This is a genomic window from Xanthomonas sp. WCS2018Noco2-27, from assembly GCF_031843525.1.
In the GTDB taxonomy this organism is placed as follows: Bacteria; Pseudomonadota; Gammaproteobacteria; order Xanthomonadales; family Xanthomonadaceae; genus Xanthomonas.
Genome location: NZ_JAVTIK010000004.1, coordinates 1 through 20,603, shown reverse-complemented (window position 1 = coordinate 20,603; position 20,603 = coordinate 1). Strand labels below are relative to the sequence as shown.

General features: G+C 65.9%; 17 protein-coding genes. 6 read left to right on the top strand and 11 right to left on the bottom strand.

Going from position 1 to position 20,603, the window contains the following annotated elements:
* Positions 1 to 17: 17 nt before the first annotated feature.
* Positions 18 to 452 (bottom strand): DUF2946 family protein, encoded by a 435-nt coding sequence (locus RQH86_RS09220; RefSeq protein ID WP_311238937.1) that lies wholly within the window; start codon positions 450 to 452, stop codon positions 18 to 20.
* A gap of 304 nt (positions 453 to 756) precedes the next feature.
* On the opposite strand from RQH86_RS09220, the gene RQH86_RS09215 reads away from it, so the two are divergent.
* A complete protein-coding gene (locus RQH86_RS09215; RefSeq protein WP_055848764.1) occupies positions 757 to 1,953 on the top strand; it encodes a GAF domain-containing sensor histidine kinase in 1,197 nt (398 codons plus the stop codon).
* 667 nt (positions 1,954 to 2,620) lie between these two features.
* Here RQH86_RS09215 and RQH86_RS09210 read toward each other — a convergent pair.
* On the bottom strand, positions 2,621 to 2,905 hold the full coding sequence (locus RQH86_RS09210) for a hypothetical protein (protein WP_311238904.1): 285 nt from the start codon (positions 2,903 to 2,905) through the stop codon (positions 2,621 to 2,623).
* A gap of 10 nt (positions 2,906 to 2,915) precedes the next feature.
* Positions 2,916 to 3,896, bottom strand: a complete 981-nt coding sequence (locus RQH86_RS09205; RefSeq protein WP_055848759.1) for a LysR family transcriptional regulator — start codon at positions 3,894 to 3,896, stop codon at positions 2,916 to 2,918.
* 162 nt (positions 3,897 to 4,058) lie between these two features.
* On the opposite strand from RQH86_RS09205, the gene cobA reads away from it, so the two are divergent.
* The 4 genes from cobA (at position 4,059) to RQH86_RS09185 (ending at position 8,237) form a co-directional block, all read left to right on the top strand.
* Positions 4,059 to 5,261, top strand: a complete 1,203-nt coding sequence (gene cobA, locus RQH86_RS09200; protein WP_311238903.1) for a uroporphyrinogen-III C-methyltransferase — start codon at positions 4,059 to 4,061, stop codon at positions 5,259 to 5,261.
* Positions 5,262 to 5,277: 16 nt separating this feature from the next.
* Positions 5,278 to 6,237 (top strand): cysteine synthase A, encoded by a 960-nt coding sequence (cysK, locus tag RQH86_RS09195; RefSeq protein WP_055848757.1) that lies wholly within the window; start codon positions 5,278 to 5,280, stop codon positions 6,235 to 6,237.
* Between the two features lie 684 nt (positions 6,238 to 6,921).
* A complete protein-coding gene (locus tag RQH86_RS09190) occupies positions 6,922 to 7,428 on the top strand; it encodes an isoprenylcysteine carboxylmethyltransferase family protein (RefSeq protein ID WP_055850303.1) in 507 nt (168 codons plus the stop codon).
* A 269-nt stretch (positions 7,429 to 7,697) separates the two neighbouring features.
* Complete coding sequence (locus RQH86_RS09185) at positions 7,698 to 8,237, top strand: O-acetyl-ADP-ribose deacetylase (RefSeq protein ID WP_311238902.1); 540 nt, start codon at positions 7,698 to 7,700, stop codon at positions 8,235 to 8,237.
* 430 nt (positions 8,238 to 8,667) lie between these two features.
* Here RQH86_RS09185 and RQH86_RS09180 read toward each other — a convergent pair whose 3' ends face one another.
* The 8 genes from RQH86_RS09180 to gap all read right to left on the bottom strand — a co-directional run bounded on the left by RQH86_RS09180 (position 8,668) and on the right by gap (position 19,827).
* On the bottom strand, positions 8,668 to 9,672 hold the full coding sequence (locus tag RQH86_RS09180) for a class I fructose-bisphosphate aldolase (protein ID WP_055848751.1): 1,005 nt from the start codon (positions 9,670 to 9,672) through the stop codon (positions 8,668 to 8,670).
* Between the two features lie 208 nt (positions 9,673 to 9,880).
* Complete coding sequence (locus RQH86_RS09175; protein WP_311238901.1) at positions 9,881 to 10,207, bottom strand: hypothetical protein; 327 nt, start codon at positions 10,205 to 10,207, stop codon at positions 9,881 to 9,883.
* A gap of 158 nt (positions 10,208 to 10,365) precedes the next feature.
* Positions 10,366 to 11,832: a pyruvate kinase gene (gene pyk / locus RQH86_RS09170; RefSeq protein ID WP_055848745.1), complete on the bottom strand. Its 1,467-nt coding sequence runs from the start codon at positions 11,830 to 11,832 to the stop codon at positions 10,366 to 10,368.
* Between the two features lie 256 nt (positions 11,833 to 12,088).
* On the bottom strand, positions 12,089 to 12,736 hold the full coding sequence (locus RQH86_RS09165; RefSeq protein WP_311238900.1) for an HAD family hydrolase: 648 nt from the start codon (positions 12,734 to 12,736) through the stop codon (positions 12,089 to 12,091).
* Positions 12,733 to 13,908, bottom strand: a complete 1,176-nt coding sequence (locus RQH86_RS09160) for a phosphoglycerate kinase (protein WP_311238899.1) — start codon at positions 13,906 to 13,908, stop codon at positions 12,733 to 12,735. Before RQH86_RS09160 ends, RQH86_RS09165 begins: the two co-directional genes overlap by 4 nt.
* 435 nt (positions 13,909 to 14,343) lie before the next feature.
* Positions 14,344 to 15,690: a DUF3999 domain-containing protein gene (locus tag RQH86_RS09155; protein ID WP_311238898.1), complete on the bottom strand. Its 1,347-nt coding sequence runs from the start codon at positions 15,688 to 15,690 to the stop codon at positions 14,344 to 14,346.
* Entirely contained in the window at positions 15,687 to 18,500 is a 2,814-nt protein-coding gene (locus RQH86_RS09150) for a DUF2339 domain-containing protein (RefSeq protein ID WP_311238897.1), read from the bottom strand. Before RQH86_RS09150 ends, RQH86_RS09155 begins: the two co-directional genes overlap by 4 nt.
* 325 nt (positions 18,501 to 18,825) lie before the next feature.
* Positions 18,826 to 19,827, bottom strand: a complete 1,002-nt coding sequence (gene gap / locus RQH86_RS09145; RefSeq protein ID WP_005988872.1) for a type I glyceraldehyde-3-phosphate dehydrogenase — start codon at positions 19,825 to 19,827, stop codon at positions 18,826 to 18,828.
* A 452-nt stretch (positions 19,828 to 20,279) separates the two neighbouring features.
* On the opposite strand from gap, the gene RQH86_RS09140 reads away from it, so the two are divergent.
* Positions 20,280 to 20,603, top strand: a 324-nt coding sequence (locus RQH86_RS09140) for an SgcJ/EcaC family oxidoreductase (protein ID WP_311238896.1), incomplete at its 3' end; no start/stop codon positions are given.

Below are 20,603 nucleotides of genomic sequence, written 5' to 3'. Positions count from 1 at the left end.
CCGCAACGGGGCAAGGCTCAGGCGTACAACGGTGGCCCACGCGCTCCGAGGGCGGTCCAGCGCAAGGCCGACCATGCCCGCACCGCGGCGGGCAGCGGCATCGGCACCGGGCGTCGCTGCAGCAGACACAGCACCAGCAGTGCCAGCCAAGGCAGCAGGCGCGCGGCCAACATGCAGTAGTCGCACGCTTCGCCATGCAGCGCGGCGTCATGGTCGCCGGCGCGTTGCGGGGCACCGAGCATGCCGTGATCCCGAGGCACTGCGCGGTGCGCTTGCGCAGGCGCGTGGCTCGCATGCACTGCAGCGCTGGTGCCAAGCGCCGGGCCGCTCATGCACATCGGCTCGAGCATGCGCACCTGGCTCCAGCGGCTGATCAACGGCGCCAACAGCATCAGCGCCACTGCCAGGCAGGCGAGCAGGTGCAACAGACGATGGCGATGAAGCGCGGGCATCGCCGCAGTGTAAGCCGCCATGTCGGCAGGAGCGATGGGAGCGGCCGGTGCGCGACCGGATGTCGCACCCAAACCCGCGCAGGCGTCCGGGCGGACTGGCATCGCCCGCTGCCGCCTGTCGACCTGGGCCCCGCCAGCCATCGCCACGGCCGAGTCGATGAAGCGCAGCCCATCACCTGAATATCACTGCCGCCCCATTGTCCAGGCCGGCAGTCACAGTTCTACCGGTGCGTATAAGACCGCGCGCATGCGAGGCGTCGCCATGCCCTATGCTTGGACTTCATCCCATTCATCCAGCGCGCGCATGAGTCCTGTCCTGTCCGATCCAGCGGCTGAGCCACTTCCCTGCGCGCCCAAGCCGCCCAGCGAGGCGCTGCGCCTCCAGGCCCTGCGCAGCTACGGCATCCTTGATACGCCGCGCGAGGCGGCCTTCGAAGACATCACCCGGCTGGCGTCGATCATCTGCCAGACCCCGATCGCCCTGATCAGCCTGGTGGATGCCGACCGCCAGTGGTTCAAGAGCGAACTCGGCATGGGCGAGCGCGAGACGCCGCTGTTCAAGTCGATGTGCGCGCATGCGCTGCTCGACAGCGACGTGCTGGTGGTGCCCGACACGCGCGAAGACATCCGTTTTTCGCGCAACCCGCTGGTGACCGGCGAAGCGCCGCTGTACTTCTATGCCGGTGCGCTGTTGAAGACGCCAGACGGCCTGCCGTTAGGCACCGTCTGCGTCCTCGACCGGCAGCCGCGCAAGCTCACCGATGAACAGGTCGAGGCGCTGCGCGCGCTCGCGCGCCAGACCATGGCGCAGCTGGAATTGCGCCGTGCGCTGCTGATCGCGGAAGAATCCGACCGCTATCGCAGCCGGCTGATGGCCATTGCCGGGCACGATCTGAAGACCCCGCTGCGCACCGCTGCCTACGCCATCGACAAGATGCGCCGGCATGCCAATGTCGATTCCATCCCGACCTTGGTGACTGCGCGCGACGCGATCAGCTTGGTCGGTCGCAGCCTGGACGAACTGGCCACGCTGGCCGCCGCAAGCAAGTCCGCCATGCCGGATCTGCAGCCGCTGCAGCTGGAAGACGTGCTGCATTCGGTGCTCGGCGTCTGGCGCCAGCCGGCCATCGACAAGTGCCTGTCGCTGCGGCACGTACCGACCTCGCTGCGCGTGCGCAGCCACCCGACCTTGTTGACCACCCTGATCGGCAATCTGGTCGGCAACGCGATCAAATACACCGAGCGTGGACGCGTGCTGGTCGGCACCCGCCGCCGGCCAGGCTATGCGGTGGTGGAAATCATCGACAGCGGCATCGGCCTGAATCTTGAGCAGCCCGAGCAGGTCTTTCAGGCGTTTCGCCAGGCCGACCCACGCAGCGACGGTCTGGGCATCGGGCTATGGATCGTGCACCGCACCGCCGAGACGCTGGGGTGCGAGGTGAAGGTACGCCCACGTTCGGAAGGCGGCACCTGTTTTTCGGTTCGCATTCCGTTGGCCTGACGCGCTCGCACGCAACTGCGTGGCGATGTGCGACCGCGCAGCTGTACAGCAGGCCTGGCGCACGTCGCTTCACAGGCGTTGATTCAAGTATCCGGCGCTCGCCATGAGCGGCCAACCCAGCTCGGCCGCCGGCGCGTGCTGCGCTTGTTTCGGCGAAAAATCGGCAAAAAAAGGCGGACCCGAGCTCCCGACCCGGATCCGCCGCCAAACACTCCAGGCCTCTCCCCAGGGACCCGGGTGCGCCAGCCGCGCTGTGTGCGCAGCCTCGCGCAACAGTGATGCGACAGCGCTAGCAACCTTTCGACGACACCACTGATCACACCGGTGAAGCGATACCTGCATCGCCGGTCCTGCGCCGTCCACCCCTAGACGTCCGAAGTGTCGCGTCATGGTTGCTATAAGGGTTTACGACAGCGCCGCGCCCAACTTGATGGGTGCCGACAACGCGGCTAAGACGGCCCTGACACGTGTAGGGAGAATCACTGACAGCAACACGCACGGCGCATCGACCAGCGCTTGCATGGCATTGATTGCAAAGAGGATTTGCGGGCCACTCTACGCTGCAGTGCAACATGCGATTCTGCGTTAGCGGACACGACAACAAGAGCATGCAACACACCCAGCGCACGACGACGTGGCAGAAACCGCTGTTAGGAATTCCAACTCCCTAATCTCCAATCCCGGCCTCATCCCCCTGCTGCGCAAACCACGCCGCCGAATGCACGTCCTCGGCCGCCACTTCCAGTAGCTGACGCAACACGGCCAGCGGAATCTGCACCGGCGTTGCGCCGGCCTGCAGCGCCACCCACAGCGATTCGTCCTGCGGGTCGGCCAGTACCGTCAGCATGGCGTGCTCGCGTCCGTCGATGTTTGCCGACAGTTGCAACGACATGCCGCCATCGGGTTCGGGCGACCACAGTCTGCTGAGCGACGGGCGTACTGGCTTTGTCATCGCGTAGCGCTCAACTGGTGATGGTCTGGGTCAGCGATTCCCAGGTCGGCGGCAGCGGCCAGTTCGGCGCCTGATTGCCGTCCAGTACACGGCGCAGGTCGCGCTTGTCGATCTGCGGCGCCAGCACATGCACCAGATCCAGCGCGTAGTCGCGCAGCACGCGGTCGCGCGGCAGCACCGCCCAGGCGATGCACTCGGCGATCGGCGCCGGCGCCGGCCAGGAACGCAGATCTTCGTCCTGAGCGTTGACCGCCATCTCGGCCACCAACCCCACACCGAGCCCGGCGCGCACATAGGTCTTGATCAGGTCCGCATCCAGCGCAGTTAGCGCGATGCTCGGCTCTAGCCCGACCTGCGCAAACGCCCGCTGCAGCGACGAGCCCGGCCGGGTGGACGATTCGTAGCTGATCAGCGGGTGCTCGGACAGCGCCTGCATGTCCGGCGCCACCCGCGTGTCCAGCGCATGCCCGCGCGGCACCACCACCAGCCGCCGCCAGCGATACAACGGCACCGCAATGCCGGCGCTCGGCTCGCCGCCAGCGGTGCTGACCACGGCAATATCCGCATCGCCCTGGCTGAGCAGATCCAGCGCCGCACTTTCGGCCGCCTGCTGCAGATGCACGCTTACCTGCGGGTAGGCGTGCTTGATCTGCGCCACCGCCGGCGGCAGCACGAAGCGCGCCTGGGTGTGGGTGGTGGTCAGGGTCAGCTGGCCCTGACTTTCGCGGCGCTGGTTGGCGGCGTAGGTACGGATGTTGTTGGCTTCCGACAGCACTGCGCGTGCCCGCTCGATCACTTCCACCCCGGCCGGCGTCACCGCGTCCAGGCTGCGTCCCTTGCGCACGAACAACAAAAAGCCCAGCTCGTCTTCCAGCTGCTTGAGCTGCTTGGACAGGCCGGGCTGGGTCGCGTGCACACGCGCTGCCGCCAGCGTGATGTTCAGCTCGGCATCGGCGATGGCCACCAGGTAGCGAAGTTGGGTCAGCGTCATGGGCTTATGTCCAAAAAAGCGCGAGGCGCCACAAGGACTTGGACTGTAGAGGAGTTCGACGGCCCAGCTTATAACCGAACGCTATTTTTAGGGCGCATGAAGTCATTTCCGACGGCTATAAGCCGGCGTTACGGTCTGGCCCTCCCTTTCGATGCCCGGTCCGTGACTGCTGCGTTCCCGCTCCTTGCCGACCTGCGTGGCCGTGCCGTCCTGGTGGTCGGTGGCGGTGCCGATGCCGAATGCGCCACCGCCAACCTGCTGCAGGCCGGCGCGCTGCCGCTGGTTGGCGCCCCGCAACTGACCCCACAGTTGCAGCAGTGGGCGCGGGCTGGCCGGCTTCGATGGCTGCACGGGCACTTCGACCGCGCCTGGCTGGCGCTGCCGGATACCCCCGTCTGGCTCACCGTCGCCGCCAGCGAGCAGCCGGAACACAACGACGCCCTGCGCGCCGCAGCGAGCAGCCAGCGCTTGTTGACCCACAGCGCGGCGCCGGCCACATCCGCAACTGCGCCGGCGCCCTCCCCCGCGCCGCAGGCAGGTGTCGCACCGCTCTCCCCCGGCAGCGTGACCCTGGTCGGTGCCGGCCCCGGCGATCCCGGCCTGCTCACGCGCCACGCGGTGCGCGCGCTCCGGCAGGCCGAGGTGGTGCTGTACGACCGGCTGGTCAGCCCGCAGATACTGCAACTGGCCCGCCGCGGCGCAGTGCGCGTGGAAGTCGGCAAGGCCGCGCAAGGCCATAGCACCCGCCAGGAACAGATCCATGCGCTGATGCTGGAACACGCCCGCGCCGGGCGCCGGGTGGTGCGGCTGAAGGGTGGCGACCCGTTCGTGTTCGGCCGTGGCGGCGAAGAGCTGGAATTCCTGCGCGCCCACGGCATCGGCTTCCAGGTTGTCCCCGGCATCACCGCCGCGGTCGCCTGCGCGGCCTATGCCGGCATCCCGCTCACCCATCGCGATCACGCGCAATCGCTGCGCCTGATCACCGCGCACTGCAAGGATTCGCTGGACACGCTGGACTGGCACGCGCTGGGCCAGGAGCGCCAGACGCTGGCCTTTTACATGGGCGTGGCGGGCCTGGACGGTATCCAGCAGCGCCTGCTGCAGGCCGGCCGCGCACCCACCACGCCATTCGCCCTGGTGGAAAACGGCTCGCGCCCGCAGCAGCGGGTGATCACCGGCACGCTCGCCACCCTGGCCAGCAGCGCACGGCAGTTCAAGGTGCAGGCGCCCGCTCTGCTGATCCTGGGCGAAGTGACCGCGCTCGCGCCGACACTGCACTGGTTCGGCGCTGCACCGCTAAGCGCGCCGCTGCCACACTCACCCATCGCAACGCCCGACACGCCCACACTCGCCCACGCAGCCTGAATTCGACGGAGACCCCATGGCCCTGTACGACAACATCCTCGACACCATCGGCCGCACCCCGGTGGTCAAACTTCACCGCCTCGCCCCGGACAACGTCACCTTGTACGTCAAGGTCGAGGCGTTCAATCCGGGCGGCTCGGTCAAGGACCGCCTGGCGCTGGCGATCATCCTCGACGCCGAGCAGCGCGGCCTGCTCAAACCCGGCGATACCATCGTCGAAGCCACTTCCGGCAACACCGGCGTGGCGTTGGCCATGGTCGCGGCAGCGCGCGGCTACAAGTTCGTCGCCACCATGGTGGAAACCTTCTCCATCGAGCGCCGCAAGCTGATGCGCGCCTACGGCGCCAAGGTCATCCTGACCCCGGCCGCCGAGCGCGGCAGCGGCATGGTGCGCAAGGCCAAGGAACTGGCCGAGCAGCATGGCTGGTTCCTGGCCAGCCAGTTCGCCAATCCGGCTAACCCGGCCTATCACCGCAACACCACCGCCGCCGAAATCCTGCGCGACTTCGCCGGCCACCGGCTGGACCATTTCGTCACCGGCTGGGGCACCGGCGGCACGCTCACCGGCGTGGGCGAAGTGCTGCGCGTTGCCCGCCCGGAAGTGCGCATCACCGCCAGCGAGCCGGCCGGCGCCGCGCTGCTGCAGGGCCAGGACTGGAAGCCGCACAAGATCCAGGGCTGGACCCCGGACTTCATCCCCGAGGTGCTCAATCGCGAGGTAGCACACGAAGTCCTGAGCGTGGAAGACAGCGATGCGATCACCATCGCCCGCCGCCTGGCCGCCGAAGAAGGCATCTTCACCGGCATCTCCGGCGGTGCCACCGTCTCCACGGCGCTGCGCGTGGCCGAGTCTGCCGCACCCGGCGCGGTCATCCTGGCGATGCTGCCCGATACCGGCGAGCGTTACTTCTCCACCCCGCTGTTCGCCGACATCAATGAAGGCTCGGATGACGATTGGCTGGCTGGCCTGCCCTGAGCGGACGGTTGGTTGGCACGGAAAGGCCGCGCGTTTAGCGCGGCCTTCTTTGTTCTGGGACCGGGGAATGGGGACCTGGGAAGCGAGGTCGATCGACAGACCCCCGCAGCACTGTTTGTTTTATCGCGGCAGCGGACTGAGCACAGCCGGATCGCCATTGCGATCGAGCACCTTGCAGTGCATTGCGGAACCCATGCTGGGCGGCACGGTTGCCGAAGCAATCGCACCATGGCAACAGCGCCCAGCGCACCTGATTGCGTGCGCCTTTAGGCAAAGACAATCACAGCCGAACCGGGAACAACACACCAGGCAAGCACCGCAGTGCGTTCGCGTCGCCGCCAGCCACACGCAGCCCGCCGCATCGGCGGCCGTACCGCGAGTGCCCGCCGCCACACCCTGATGGCGGGCACGCAATCGAAAACGGTGACGCGCCCGCTGATAGATCGCCGCAACATGGCGTCGCGTGATTAAAGACGCCGCATTGCGCGTGCACGTCATACGAGCAGCGCTCCACGCCTTGTAAGGAGCGCACAACCGTACCGCGCCGCGACGGAAACGCGCTTTCCGGCTCCCTAAGTCTCCGGCCCTATCCCGTTCCCCCGCGACACATTGCATTGCGATGGATGCACTCCCCTCCTTGTCAAGGAAACGTTAGGATGTCCGCCGTTCTGCAGGGAGAGTGTGGTGAGCAAGCAATCGTATGGGCACGGCGGCACACGCAGCGCGCGCGCGCCGTGGCTGGTGAAGATCACGTCGCCCGTGCACTTCGCTGCGACGCTGGCTCTGGGCGCCTGGCTGCAACGGCGGTTCGATCTGCCCTTGCCGCCGCCCGACCTGTTGGCCTGGATCGAACTGCTTGGCGGCATCGTCGCCTGCCTGGGCTTGGCCCTGGCCATCAATTGCTTTGTGCTGTTCGCGCGCCGCCGCACCACCATCCTGCCCAGCGGGCATCCCTCGCAGCTGGTCCTGACCGGGCCGTACCGTTTCACCCGTAATCCGATGTATCTGGCCCTGATCCTGAGCTATCTGGGCCTGACCGTGCAGATGGGCTATCTATGGGGCGTGCTGTTGCTGCCGCTGCCGTGGCTGGCGCTGCAGTTCTACCTGATCCCGTTCGAAGAAGGCCGCCTGCGCGCCGAATTCGGCCGCGCCTACACCGCGTACTGCACGCGCGTCCGCCGCTGGCTCTGACGCGCAACGCGCGGGTCTCGCCGCGTCGCGCAATACGGCGGCGGTTTGGCAGGCAGGGCCGCCAGTAACTCCCTGGCGCCAGCGATAAATTCTTCCAATCGTTGCCGCGACTGTTTCGTCCGAAAACCCGATTCTGGCTGATCTTTTGCTGCGCCTCCGGCACCGTCGTGGGCTGTCGCAGCGTGTGAGATGAATGGGCCCTAGCGTGGGGCTCCGCAACGCCTGACCCCGTCACGCGTTCATCATTCAAATCCCATAACTATCGCGCTATGAGAATCGAAGTCTGGCAAGGCGACATCACCGAACTCGACGTTGACGTCATCGTCAACGCCGCAAACGAATCACTGCTGGGTGGCGGCGGCGTCGATGGCGCCATCCATCGTGCTGCCGGCCCACGTCTGCTGCACGCTTGTGAAGCGCTACCGCAGGTGCGCCCGGGCGTACGCTGCCCCACCGGCGAAATCCGCATCACCGAAGGCTTCGATCTGAAGGCGCGCCACGTGTTTCATACCGTGGGCCCGGTGTGGCGCGACGGCAAGCACAACGAGCCGGAGCAACTGGCCAACTGTTATTGGCAGTCGCTCAAACTTGCCGAGCAGATGAGGCTGCATTCGATCGCGTTCCCGGCCATCAGCTGCGGCATCTACGGTTACCCGCTGTACCAGGCCGCACGGATTGCAGTGACCGAAACCCGTGACTGGCAACGCTCGCACAAGGTGCCCAAGCACATCGTGCTGGTGGCCTATAACGAGGCGACCTACAAGGCCTATCAGCAGGCACTGGCAACGCAGGACACCGCGGCCGCCTGATCGCTACGCAATGCAGGTTGCACTGACGAGCGCCGCAAGGCGCTCGTTGCGTTTTGATCACTCGTTGCGTTTTGGTCAGTGGAATCCCGTCGTCGTCTTCAACCGCGCCACTACTGTGCAGCAGTCCTGATGCACGGCCTCAGCTCGCCCGATCACACTAGGAGCGGCTGATAAGGGAGCGAGCGTCAGGCGAGTGCAGACAGCGCCGAGGAACTACGGTACCCGGATAGGTGCATGCCGATCCAGGCACCGGCCGGCCATACCCGCCCGACGGCGGCGCAGTGCTTTTTGCGTTGCGGCTGCGTTGCGCAGAGCTGGTGTGCACCTGGGCACAGTCAACCCGCACGTCGACACCCAATAAAAAACGCCGGCATCGCTGCCGGCGCTTTGGTCTTACCCGCGATGCAGCCTTGCGGCCGCCATCACTCGATCAGCCCTTCCACTTGCCCAGTGCGGCCAGGCCGTTTTCCTTGGCGCGCTCATAGATGATCTGCTGCGCCTTGGCGAAGTTGCCGGTCATGTCCTTGGCCCACAGCTTCAGTGCGGCCTGCTGCATCGCGCGGCCGTAGGAGAAGCTCAGCGGCCACGGCAGGTTGCCGAGCTGGTGCATTTCGTTGAGGTGCGCGGTGGACTGCTCGTCGGTCTGGCCGCCGGACAGGAACACGATGCCCGGCAGGATCGCCGGCACGGTCGACTTCAGGCACATCACGGTGGACTCGGCCACTTCCTCTACGCTGGCCTGCTCTTCGCAGCCCTTGCCGGAGATGACCATCGAGGCCTTCAGGATGGTGCCTTCGAGCACGACGTTCTGCTCATACAGCGCGCCAAACAGCGAACGCAGCGTGGCTTCGGTCACTTCGTAGCAGGTCTCGATGTCGTGGCTGCCGTCCATGATCACTTCCGGCTCCACCATCGGCACCAGGCCCTGCTCCTGGCACAGCGCGGCGTAACGCGCCAGCGCATGCGAGTTGGCCTCGATGCAGGTGCCGGACGGGATGTCTTCGCCGATGTTGATGACCGCACGCCACTTGGCGAAACGCGCGCCCAGCGTGTAGTACTCCTCCAGACGTGCACGCAGGCCGTCCAGACCTTCGGTGACCAGTTCGCCCGGCATGCCGGCCAGCGGCTGCGCGCCCTTGTCGACCTTGATGCCCGGGATGATGCCGTGCTCGGCCATGTACTTGGCGAACGGCACGCCGTCCTTGGTCTTCTGACGGATGGTCTCGTCGAACAGGATGGCGCCGGAGATGTAATCGCTCAGCTTGGGCGTGGTCAGCAGCAGTTCGCGGTAAGCGCGGCGGTTTTCTTCGATGTTCTCGATGCCGACGCTGGCAAAACGCTTTGCGATTGTGCTGGTCGACTCGTCGATGGCGATGATGCCCTTGCCCGGGGCGACCATGGCCTGGGCGGTTTCGGCAAGCTGTTCGATGCTCATGTAGTTCCTGTGGCAGCTGCGGGGGAGAACGAAAGTATAGCGACGAAAGTCGTACACATTCCTTCACGGAATGCCTGCAACCGATTACACCTTGCCTGCGTGACAGGATGTGTGGCGCCGCTCGCATCGCGTTGCACAAGGCGCCATCGCTGTGGTGTGTGGTTGCCAACGCTTGCACAAGCGCATGCGGCCATCGCGTCGGCATGCATTACTGCTGTATTGCAGGCAGCCCTGCACTTGCGCCGCGATCACCGCAGCAGCGCGCGTAGAACATCCGATCTGCATGCACAATCGTGTGCGTCGAACGTGCCGGCATCGCGGTTGTGCAACGTTGATCGATTACGCCCACACGCGGGCAGGCCCAAGGGAACGTCCCTGCGAAGACATGCCGCGACAACCGCATTTCCGGCAGCATCGTCGTCACCTGGAGCGCGATCGCGGCCAAGCAGATGCCACCAACGATCCAGGCCTGTTGAATCACGCCATGCACGATGGAATGCGTGATGTGGTGAGCGACATGCAACGCACCAGCCATACAGACGCCGCGTGGCACAGCGCAGGCCAATGCAGTGCAGTACTGCAAACCGAACCGCACACAGCACAACGGCGACCCGAAGGCCGCCGCTGTGCAGGATGCGCGCTGTTCAACACACAGGGGACGTCAATCGACGTCCGCGAATGGCCGGCAGTGCGTTACAGCTCGCCCAGACCGGTGGCGCGGCCGTCTTCGCCCACTTCCAGCAGACGCAGCGTGTTGGTGGCGCCGTGCATTTCCATGTGCTCGCCGCTGGTGAACACCACGCGGTCGCCCGGGCCCATGCGCTCGTTTTCCACCAGCAGGCGGATGGCCGCACGTGCGGCTTCGCGCGGGGTCAGGCCGCGGCTGTCGAAGCTGATCGGGAACACGCCGCGCATCATCGCCATCTGGCGACGCGCGCCATCGTGACGGGTGAAGGCGTAGATCGGCATGTTGGAGCGAAAGCGCGACAGGAAGCGCGGCGTGCCGCCGGATTCGGTCAACGCCACCACGCCGCCCAGGCCGATGTGCTCGGACAGGAACATGGTCGCCATGGCGATCGCCTGATCGGCGCGCTGCAGGTTGCGTTGCGCCGCTTCGAAGTCGGTGTCGAATTCGAACTGGTGCTCGGCACCCAGGCAGATACGTGCCATTGCTTCCACCGCGCGCACCGGATAGGCGCCGGCGGCGGTTTCGGCCGACAACATCACCGCGTCGGTACCGTCGATGACCGCGTTGGCCACGTCCAGCACTTCGGCGCGGGTCGGGATCGGGCTTTCGACCATCGACTGCAGCATCTGCGTGGCGGTGATCACCACCTTGTTCTGCGCCAGCGACTCGCGAATGATCTTCTTCTGCAGACCCGGCAATTCGGCATCGCCGATTTCCACGCCCAGATCGCCGCGCGCCACCATCACCACATCGGAGGCTTCGACGATTTCGACCAGATTTTCGATCGCTTCGGTGCGCTCGATCTTGGACACCAGCTGCGCATCGCAGCCGTGCTGCTGGGCGATCTGACGCGCGTCGTGCATGTCCTGCGCATTGCGGCAGAACGACACCGCGATGAAGTCCACGCCGATCTTGGCGACGATGCCGATCAGCTCCTTGTCGCGCTCGGTCAGCGCGCCCAGCGACAGGCCGCCGCCCTGCTTGTTCAAGCCCTTGCGGTCGGACAGCACACCATCGTTGAGCACGGTGGTGACGATGCGCGCGCCCTGCACGTCGGTGACCTGCAACTGCACCAGGCCGTCGTCGAGCAGCAGCACGTCGCCGGCCACCACGTCCTGCGGCAGACCCAGGTAGCTCACGCCCACCTGATTCTGGTCGCCGGCCGGCGCATTGACATCGGCCACCAGGTCGAAGCGCGCGCCCATGGTCAGCTTGATCTTGCCTTCGGCAAAGCGTTCGATACGGATCTTCGGGCCCGGCAGGTCGGCCAGGATGCCCACTTCGGCACCGGCGCGCGCAGCGGCGGCACGTACTTCGGCGGCGCGCTTGGCCTGGCCCGACGGGTCGCCGTGGCTGAAGTTGAGGCGCACCACGTTGACGCCCGCCTTGAACAAAGCGTCCAGCACACCGGGCGCGTCCGTTGCCGGTCCGAGGGTGGCGAGGATCTTGGTGCGGCGTTGACGTTCTTTCATGATGGCCTCCCTGTAAAAGCCGCGAAACTTAACACACACGTCACGTACCGAGGATGGCATTGCGGCATAGCCACCCTCTTATTCCGGCATGTCTTACAGACAGTGCGGGACAGTACGTCCGTTTACGCACGCGTTGCACTGGGCAACGCGATGCGGTCGCCACCCTAACCCGGTGGCAGTGAAGAGCAATCTGTTGCATCACGTTGCGCAGCGCGCCGGCGGCGGCCAAGCGAGCGCAACGGCCGATGCGCAGCGCTCATGCGTGGATAAACTGGGTCAGTTGCGCCGGGGTGTGTGCAATCGCGCCGGCGCCTGCGGTGCGCAGTTCGGCCTCGTCGCCAAAGCCCCACAACACACCGATGCTGTGGATGCCGTGGTGATTGGCGCCATCGATATCCATGCGACGGTCGCCGATCATCACGCAGCCGGTCTTGTCGATCTCAAGGCGGCGCAGTGCTTCGGCGATCAGGTCCGGCTTGAAGCGGCGTTCGCCATCTTCGCTGGCACCGATCACATTCTCGAAGCACGCACCGAACGGCAGGTGCTCGACGATACGGCGTGCGTAACGCTCGTTCTTGGAGGTGACCACGGCCAGGCGATGGCCGGCGCGTTGCAGGCCGGTGACCACCTCGCCGATGCCATCGAACACGCTGAGTTCGGTCCAGCCCACCGCGTCGTAGCGCTCGCGGTAGAGACCCAGCGCGCGCTGCACCAGCTCCGGATCCTGCGGAAAACACTCGGTGAAGCTGTCGCGCAACGGCGGGCCGATCCAGGCACGCAAGGTCTGCGGCGATGGACGCGGCTGGCCCACGGCATCGAAGGCATGCACGATGCTGGCGACGATGCCCGGTTCCGAATCCACCAGCGTGCCGTCCAGATCGAAGAACAGCGTGGCTGCACTCACTTGCCGCGGGCCTCGAGTGCGGCCACGGCCGGCAAGGTCTTGCCTTCCAGAAATTCCAGGAACGCACCGCCACCGGTGGAGATGTAGGTGACGTCCTTGGCGATGTCGTACTTGTCCACCGCAGCCAGGGTGTCGCCGCCACCGGCGATGGAAAACGCCTTGGATGCGGCGATCGCGCGTGCCAGGGTTTCGGTGCCGTGGCTGAAGGGCTCGAATTCGAACACACCGACCGGGCCGTTCCACACCACCGTGCCGGCATTGGCGATCATCTCGGCATAGTGCTGCGCGGTCTGCGGGCCGATGTCGAGAATCAGATCGTCCGCCTCCACGGCATCAAGCGACTTCACCGTGGCTTGCGCATCGGGCAGGAACTGCTTGGCGACGACCACGTCGGTGGGCAGCGGAATCTCGGCGCCGCGCGTTTTGGCATCGGCCACGATCTGGTTGGCGGTCGGAATCAGATCCGGCTCGTTCAAGGACTTGCCCACGTCATGCCCGGCAGCGGCGATGAAGGTGTTGGCGATACCGCCACCGACGATCAGCTGGTCGACCTTGTTGACCAGGTTGGAGAGCAGCTCCAGCTTGGTCGAGACCTTGCTGCCGGCCACGATCGCCAGCAGCGGCTTGGCCGGGTTGTCCAGCGCCTTTGCCAGCGCATCGAGTTCGGCCATCAGCAGCGGGCCACCGGCGGCCACCGGCGCGAAGCGGATCACACCATGCGTGGACGCCTGCGCGCGATGCGCGGTGCCAAAGGCATCCATGACGAACACATCGCACAGCGCGGCATATTTGCGTGCCAGGGTCTCGTCGTCCTTGCCCTCGCCGACATTCATGCGGCAATTTTCCAACAGCACCACCTGGCCCGGCGCGACCTCCACACCGTCCACCCAATCGCGCACCAGGGTGACTTCGACACCCAGCAAGGTGGTCAGCCGCGCAGCGACCGGCGCCAGCGAATCTTCTTCGCTCCAGCTGCCTTCCTTCGGGCGGCCCAGGTGCGAGGTGACCATCACCGCCGCGCCTTTTTCCAGCGCCAGCTTGAGGGTGGGCACCGAGGCGGTGATGCGCTGCTCGGAGGTGATCTGGCCGTTGTCGATCGGCACGTTGAGATCCTGGCGGATCAGCACGCGCTTGCCGGAGAGATCGAGGTCGGTCATACGGACAATGGACATGGGCTTGGCTCGCTAAGTCTGGGGATTAGGGATTGGTACACGGCGCCGCGCCTGCGTTGGACGCGTGCGTGCACGCTCTGTGCGCGGAGGAAATCACGCTACTGCGCCGCCTTGACGGGGCAGCGCCTTGCAAAGATGCCGCCATTGCAACTGCGGCCGACACGAGCGGCAGTCGACCGGAGACGACGCGCAATGCGACCGCCTTGGCGGCGGGGATTGGGTCATCAGGAGTCGGGATCGGCGCGCCGTACCGCAACAAGGCAGTGCGCTGGACGGGCGCTGCCGCACATGCGGATGGCGCCAACTGTGATCGGTCGAACACGACGGGCAATGCAGCTGCCTCGGCGACGGGGGATACCCATTGTCCGGCCTTCGCAGCAAAGCGGCAAACCCGCATCACCTGCACACCGCTGGCGACAGCGCGACAGCGCGGCGTTACAGCGGCCGGTCCGTGCCGGATTTGCGCAGCAGACTGACCGCGAAACCGCCCACCAGCAAGGCGCCACCGACCAGCAGCGCCCAGAGCAGCCATTGTTTCCAGTCGCGCGGCGTGGCGGCCGGCTGCAGTGCCGCATCGCCGGCAAGCGACTGTGCCTGCGCGGCCATGCTGGCCTGCACAGGCTGCCACTGCATCCCGCGCTCCTGCCGCAGCGCCTGCAGCATCGAGGCCAATGGCGCGTCGCCACGTTGCACGCGCGCGCTGCCAGCGACGAGCGCATACGGCGGCTGCCCCTGCGCAAGAAACATCAATCGCTCCGGTTGATACCCCGCGCGCAAGGTCGGCACCGCGGTGCTGCGGCCCTGGGCAGCCACCAATCGCCACTGGCGATCGCGCACGGGCGCGGACAACAGCTGCGGTGGCGAGGCGCCATTGCCAAGCCGATACGCCAACCATGGCCCGGCGCGACGCGACCACGGTGCGTCGTCGGCATCGCGGCTTTCCACGATCCATTCCACCGCTTCGGCCAGACCGCCGCCCACATCCAGCTGCGTGATCGGGAAGCGACCCGGCACGACATAGGTCACGCCGGTGTCTTGGGCAGTGCCCTGCAAGTCCAGCCAGGACAGTTGGGTGGGCGCGACAACGCCATCCACTTCCGCATCGACCGCACGCAGCGTCGGCAAGCTGCCCGATACCGGCACGATGCGCAGGTACTTTGCGCCATCGTCTAGCGCGACGCGGCGTTGCTGCAGCCGCTGCGCCTGATTGTCCAAGGCCATGACTGTTGCATCGGAAGCGAGCACACGCCAGTCGCGCAGATCGTCGCTGCCCTCCACACGCAGCTGCGCCTGCACCGGCGTATTGCCCTCCCAGTCCAGCAACAACGCACGCGGGCGATCGCGCAATGCGCTGGCGTCGATCAACCAGCTGCCGCCGACGCCGGGCGCTGCGGGTGCACCGGTTGCAAAGCGGCCTTCCAGCCGCCGCACTGCCCCGCTGGCATCGCGCTCGGCGATCAACTGCAGATCGCCGTTGGCCGGCGCAGCGCCTTCAGGCAATGCGAACAACGGTAACCGCTGCAGACGCGATGCGGATGGCACAGCGGCGACGGGCAGCGGCGCGGTGGGCATCTCTTCGCCACGCGCGTCGATCACCGTGACATCGCCTAATTCCGCATCGACTGCGCTGCGATGGACCGCTTCGTTCAAGGTCAGCTGATACATACCGGCGTCGGAGCCGGCCACCTGCAGCGGCCACTGCTGCCGATAGTCCTGCCGCACATCGGCCGCCTGCGCCATCAGCGGCACCAGCAGCACCCATCCACAATGTTTCGTACTCATGCCTGATCCTTTGCCGCGCCATCGTCGTCGACAGCGCGCTCTTCAATCGCCGGACGCGGCGGCGCCGGCGCCAGATACCCCACCACCGTACACAACAGGCCGTAGGCCATGAACGAGCCGATGCCGAGCAGATTGCCCAGATGCTGGCGATCGACCAGCACCAACTTGGCCAGCACCAGGCCCATCAGCAGGGCACCGCCCAGCCACAGTCCGCGCTGCCCGCGACGCGAGCCGACCACCCAACCCAGCACACCCAGCACGCTCCAGACGATGGTCAGGCTGGTCTGCGACACCGTCGCGCCCACCAATGCGGCATTCCACGGCACATCGCCCCAGTGATGCACGCTGTGCAAGGTGCTGCCGGTGATCAACACCCAGCCCAGCACACCGAGCGCAGTGACGCGCCGACCTTGCAGGATCGCCGGCGCGTGCGTCGACCACGCCCAGCGCGCGACCAAGGCAAGCACCGCCAGCTGCGCCAGTTCGGCCGGATTGAGCAAGGGCACCCAGGGCAATGGCGCGGCGCTGACCGGATCCAGCAATGCGAGTAGCCAACCGATACCCAATACCGCGAACACGCAACTCAGCAACCCGCTGCGCGCAGGATCGAAGCGCACTCCCTGCGGCCAGGTCAGCCACGGCCAGCGCAGCAAGCCCACGGTCGCCACGGCAAGCCACGGCACCGCCAGCAAGGCACAGCGCCAGCCGTTGGCAAGCGCGAACGCATCGGCCAGCCAGGCCGCACCCAACGACACCACCGACGGCCACAACAGCCACCAGATGAACTGCGCGACCACGGCGCCAGCGCCAGGCTGCATTCGCAGGCACCACAACGCCCGCGTGCCTGCCAGCGCAAACGCCAGCCAGGCCAGAGCACCCCAATGCGCGAAGGGCTGCGTATGCGCATGGTTCTGCCACAGCGCCAACGGCGCGGCCAGCGCCAGACCCGCCATGACCGTCCACACCAATGCTGCGGCAGGGCGACGGCGGTGCACCTCGGCCGCCAGCCACACGCTGAACGCGACAAAGCCCAGCAGCAGATCCGGCTCGCTGCGCAGATCACCGGCAAAGCGCAGGATTTCGTGTACCCCGCACATGGTCCACCAGCCCAGCCCCCACAGATACGCCACCAGCGCGCTCCGCCGATGACCCGCATCACGCAGGAACCAGCCACTGGCCCAACCAGCAATGGCGATCAGCAAGCTGCTCATGCAGGTGGCATTGGCCACCGCCACGCTGTCGTAACGCCACGCATCCACACCGAAGGCCACACCCACCGCCGCAAGCAGCTGCAAGGCCACGCCGCTGATCTGCGGGATGCGTCGCTGCTGACGCACGCCCAGCCACAACAACCCCACGCCTTCCAGCGCGAACACGCTGGCGGTGGCACGCGCCGACAACGCCAACGGCACTGCCAGCGTTGCAAAGCCGACGGCCAGCATCGCGTGCGCCTGGCCCAGCAAACGTGTGGAGGCACGCCGCAGCAACCAGCTCGCAAGACCGGCATACAACGCCGCCACGGCGACGGCGCACAACGCCAACGGCAGGCGATCGCCTTCCAGCAAACGCGCCTGCAACGCAAAGGCGACCAAAGGCGTGCCGAACAACAGGCTGCCATCGATGAGCTTGCCCGCGCTGCCATCGCCGCGCCGCGCATGCAGCACCGGAATCGCGACATACATGGCGAAGAACAGCAACAAGAACGGCTCGGTGCTGGCGAACTTTGCGGGGGTGTACTGCAGCGCGCCCCACAGCGTACCGATGCCGAAGGTAAAGGCGAATCCAAGCAGGTTGAGCACCCGCCACGGCCGCGTCCACGCAATCGCCACGATGCCGGCGTTGAGCACGGCGTAATACGAAAACAGCCCGACATGATTGCCGCTGCCGGTGGACAGCCAGATTGGCGCAAGAAACCCGGCCAGCACACCCAACACCGCCAACGTGCGCGAGTCCTGCACCACCGCCAGCACGCACATGCCGGCAATCAGCACTACGCTGATGCCCATCGCCAGGCCAGCGCCCAGCAAGCTGTACAACTTGAATGCCGCAAACACCGTCAGCAACAAGCCGCCGATGGCACCTCCCTGCAACGCCAACGCAAACCCGGGCCGCTGCAACCGCTGCTTCCAGCCGAATACCAGACCGGCAAGCGCCAGCACGCTGATGCCGGCCAACCGCAGCTCGACCGGCATGCGCATCCAGCCCTGATCGCTTGCGTACTTCAACAACGACGCCACGCCGGCCAGCAATACCAGCATGCCGACCTTGACCGGCACATTGCCTTCGGTGAACCAGCGCTTCACCGCGCCGATGGCGCGCGTGATCGGGTCCGGTTGCGCTGGCAGCGCAGGCAATTCCTGCGCTTGCTGTGGCAGTCCTTGCGGCTCCGACGGCGACGATTGCGCTTGCCAGCTGGACGCAGACGCATCTTCCGCTGTTGGACTGGTTACCGACGCTGCAGGCGCGTCTGCGGGCAGTGTTGGCGGCGTCTGCATCACAGACGCAGACGGCGAAATGCGACTCGACGCACTCGGCAAATCGAATGCGTCAGGCACCGCCGCGTCGGAAGTGGAGGTGTTCAATGCGGACGTGTCGCCCGGCTGCGCCCAGGCGTCCGTCGGCGCAGAGGCCTGCCTCTCGGCCGCACGCGCTGCTGCATCCGCAGGCACATTCCCCGCCTGCCAGTGCGCAAGCCGCTGTTCCAGCGCATCCACCCGCCGCCGCAGCCCGGCAATCCACACCAGCGCGATCACCACGCCCACCGGCACTGCGAGCAGCACCAGGGCCACCAGCACGATTATCGTTTCCAACGCCTATCCCCTAGCCGGCATCCGGCCGACTCTAGCGCCGCCATGCTACTCGGCGTACGCACGAAAGTCGGCATCGCCGCGCATAAGCGCCCGACAAGACACTGCCCCCAAGACGACCTGGACGGTAAAGCAGGTGGCTCGCATACCGGGTGCCTGCGTCTTGCAGTAAAGCCAGCCGCGCAGCTTGCGCATGCCATGGGGCGGACAACACATCTCGGGACACCTGTGGCTTTATATCCACGCCCACCCGCCCTGCCACCGGAACGAGCGAAACGCCCATAAAAAAACCCCGGACTAACCGGGGTTTTTTGCACGACGTCAGAACTTACTTCGCAACAACGCGCACCATTTCCAGGCACTTGTTGGAGTAGCCCCACTCGTTGTCGTACCAGGACACCAGCTTGACGAACGTCGAGTCCAGCGCGATGCCGGCGTCGGCGTCGAACACCGAGGTGCAGGTCTCGCCGCGGAAATCGGTGGCCACGACCTTGTCTTCGGTGTAACCCAGGATGCCCTTCAGCGCGCCTTCGCTCTGTGCCTTCACTTCGGCGCAGATCTCGGCGTAGGTGGCCGGCTTTTCCAGTTCGACCGTGAGGTCGACCACCGAGACGTCCGAGGTCGGGACGCGGAAGCTCATGCCGGTGAGCTTCTTGTTGAGCTCCGGGATCACCACGCCCACAGCCTTGGCAGCGCCGGTGGAGGACGGAATGATGTTTTCCAGAATGCCGCGCCCACCGCGCCAGTCTTTGTTCGACGGGCCGTCCACGGTCTTCTGCGTGGCCGTGGCCGCGTGCACGGTGGTCATCAGGCCGCGCTTGATGCCCCATTTGTCGTTGATGACCTTGGCCAACGGCGCCAGGCAGTTGGTGGTGCACGAGGCGTTGGAGACGATCGCCTCACCCTTGTAGGTCTTGTCGTTAACGCCGTAGACGAACATCGGTGTGTCGTCCTTGGACGGAGCCGACAGGATCACCTTCTTGGCGCCCGCGTCGATATGCTTCTGCGCGGTTTCCTTGGTCAGGAACAGGCCGGTGGACTCGATCACCACGTCGGCGCCCACGGCATCCCACTTGAGGTTGGCCGGGTCGCGCTCCTGGGTCAGGCGGATCTTCTTGCCGTTGACGATCAGCGTGTTGCCGTCGACCGACACCTCGGCCTTGAAGCGGCCGTGCACCGAGTCGTACTGCAGCATGTAGGCCAGGTAGTCGGGCTCGAGCAGGTCATTGATGGCCACGATCTCGATGTCATTGGCGAAGTTCTGCACCGCAGAGCGCAGCACGTTGCGTCCGATGCGACCGAATCCGTTGATGCCAACCTTGATTGCCATGTTCACTAGCTCCTGCGGCCGCGACAGCGCGGCGGATGGAAAGGGGATGACATTCTAACAGCGTCCTCCCTGGACGGCCGTGCTGTTGCGTGTGGGCGGGGGTTCGGGCCGGGTCATTGCCTGCCTTCAACCCGTCCGCGGCGCCCCTTGTCCAGTTCGGCGGACGCCGGCGCACGGCGTTCTGGGTTGCGCTTGATGTCGCGACTTGCTCGCCGACCTTGTCCACTGATCCCCCCCTGCAGCGTCCCACGCGCAAATCGCGTCATCGGGGCCAAGCGTCATCCAACGCACCGAATCAACGCATACGCTTTATTTTCCAAATACTTACAATTCAACTAAATACGCCGAGAAGCGTATTCATGCATATGCCGAACAGCAGCATTTCGGCGCTCCGTGGATTTCGATACTGGCTCTGCCTGCTGAGGCACCCAATCAACTACACGGAGATTCCCATGCGTCGCACCCTGTTCTCTCTGGCTTTGGCTCTGGCTGCCACCCCGGCGCTGGCCGCTGGCGTGATGCATTACACCGAAAAGGCAGCGCTGCCCGTCGACGGTGAAGCACGCGAAGTCGCCGCGCTGTTCGACACCTGGAACGCTGCACTGGCGACAGGCAACCCGCACAAGGTGGCCGACCTGTATGCACCGGACGGCGTGCTGCTGCCGACGGTCTCCAACGAGGTGCGCGCCTCGCGCGAGCAGATCGAAAACTACTTCGAAATGTTCCTGACCAAAAAGCCCAAGGGCGTGATCAATTACCGCACCGTACGTGTGCTT

What these genes read in the sequence shown, in the direction of transcription:
- RQH86_RS09220 (WP_311238937.1), bottom strand. Translation starts at nt 452, where the DNA reads ATGCCCGCGCTTCATCGCCATCGTCTGTTGCACCTGCTCGCCTGCCTG.
- RQH86_RS09215 (WP_055848764.1), top strand. Translation starts at nt 757, where the DNA reads ATGAGTCCTGTCCTGTCCGATCCAGCGGCTGAGCCACTTCCCTGCGCG.
- RQH86_RS09210 (WP_311238904.1), bottom strand. Translation starts at nt 2,905, where the DNA reads ATGACAAAGCCAGTACGCCCGTCGCTCAGCAGACTGTGGTCGCCCGAA.
- RQH86_RS09205 (WP_055848759.1), bottom strand. Translation starts at nt 3,896, where the DNA reads ATGACGCTGACCCAACTTCGCTACCTGGTGGCCATCGCCGATGCCGAG.
- cysK (WP_055848757.1), top strand. Translation starts at nt 5,278, where the DNA reads ATGGCCCTGTACGACAACATCCTCGACACCATCGGCCGCACCCCGGTG.
- RQH86_RS09185 (WP_311238902.1), top strand. Translation starts at nt 7,698, where the DNA reads ATGAGAATCGAAGTCTGGCAAGGCGACATCACCGAACTCGACGTTGAC.
- RQH86_RS09180 (WP_055848751.1), bottom strand. Translation starts at nt 9,672, where the DNA reads ATGAGCATCGAACAGCTTGCCGAAACCGCCCAGGCCATGGTCGCCCCG.
- RQH86_RS09175 (WP_311238901.1), bottom strand. Translation starts at nt 10,207, where the DNA reads ATGGCTGGTGCGTTGCATGTCGCTCACCACATCACGCATTCCATCGTG.
- pyk (WP_055848745.1), bottom strand. Translation starts at nt 11,832, where the DNA reads ATGAAAGAACGTCAACGCCGCACCAAGATCCTCGCCACCCTCGGACCG.
- RQH86_RS09160 (WP_311238899.1), bottom strand. Translation starts at nt 13,908, where the DNA reads ATGTCCATTGTCCGTATGACCGACCTCGATCTCTCCGGCAAGCGCGTG.
- RQH86_RS09155 (WP_311238898.1), bottom strand. Translation starts at nt 15,690, where the DNA reads ATGAGTACGAAACATTGTGGATGGGTGCTGCTGGTGCCGCTGATGGCG.
- gap (WP_005988872.1), bottom strand. Translation starts at nt 19,827, where the DNA reads ATGGCAATCAAGGTTGGCATCAACGGATTCGGTCGCATCGGACGCAAC.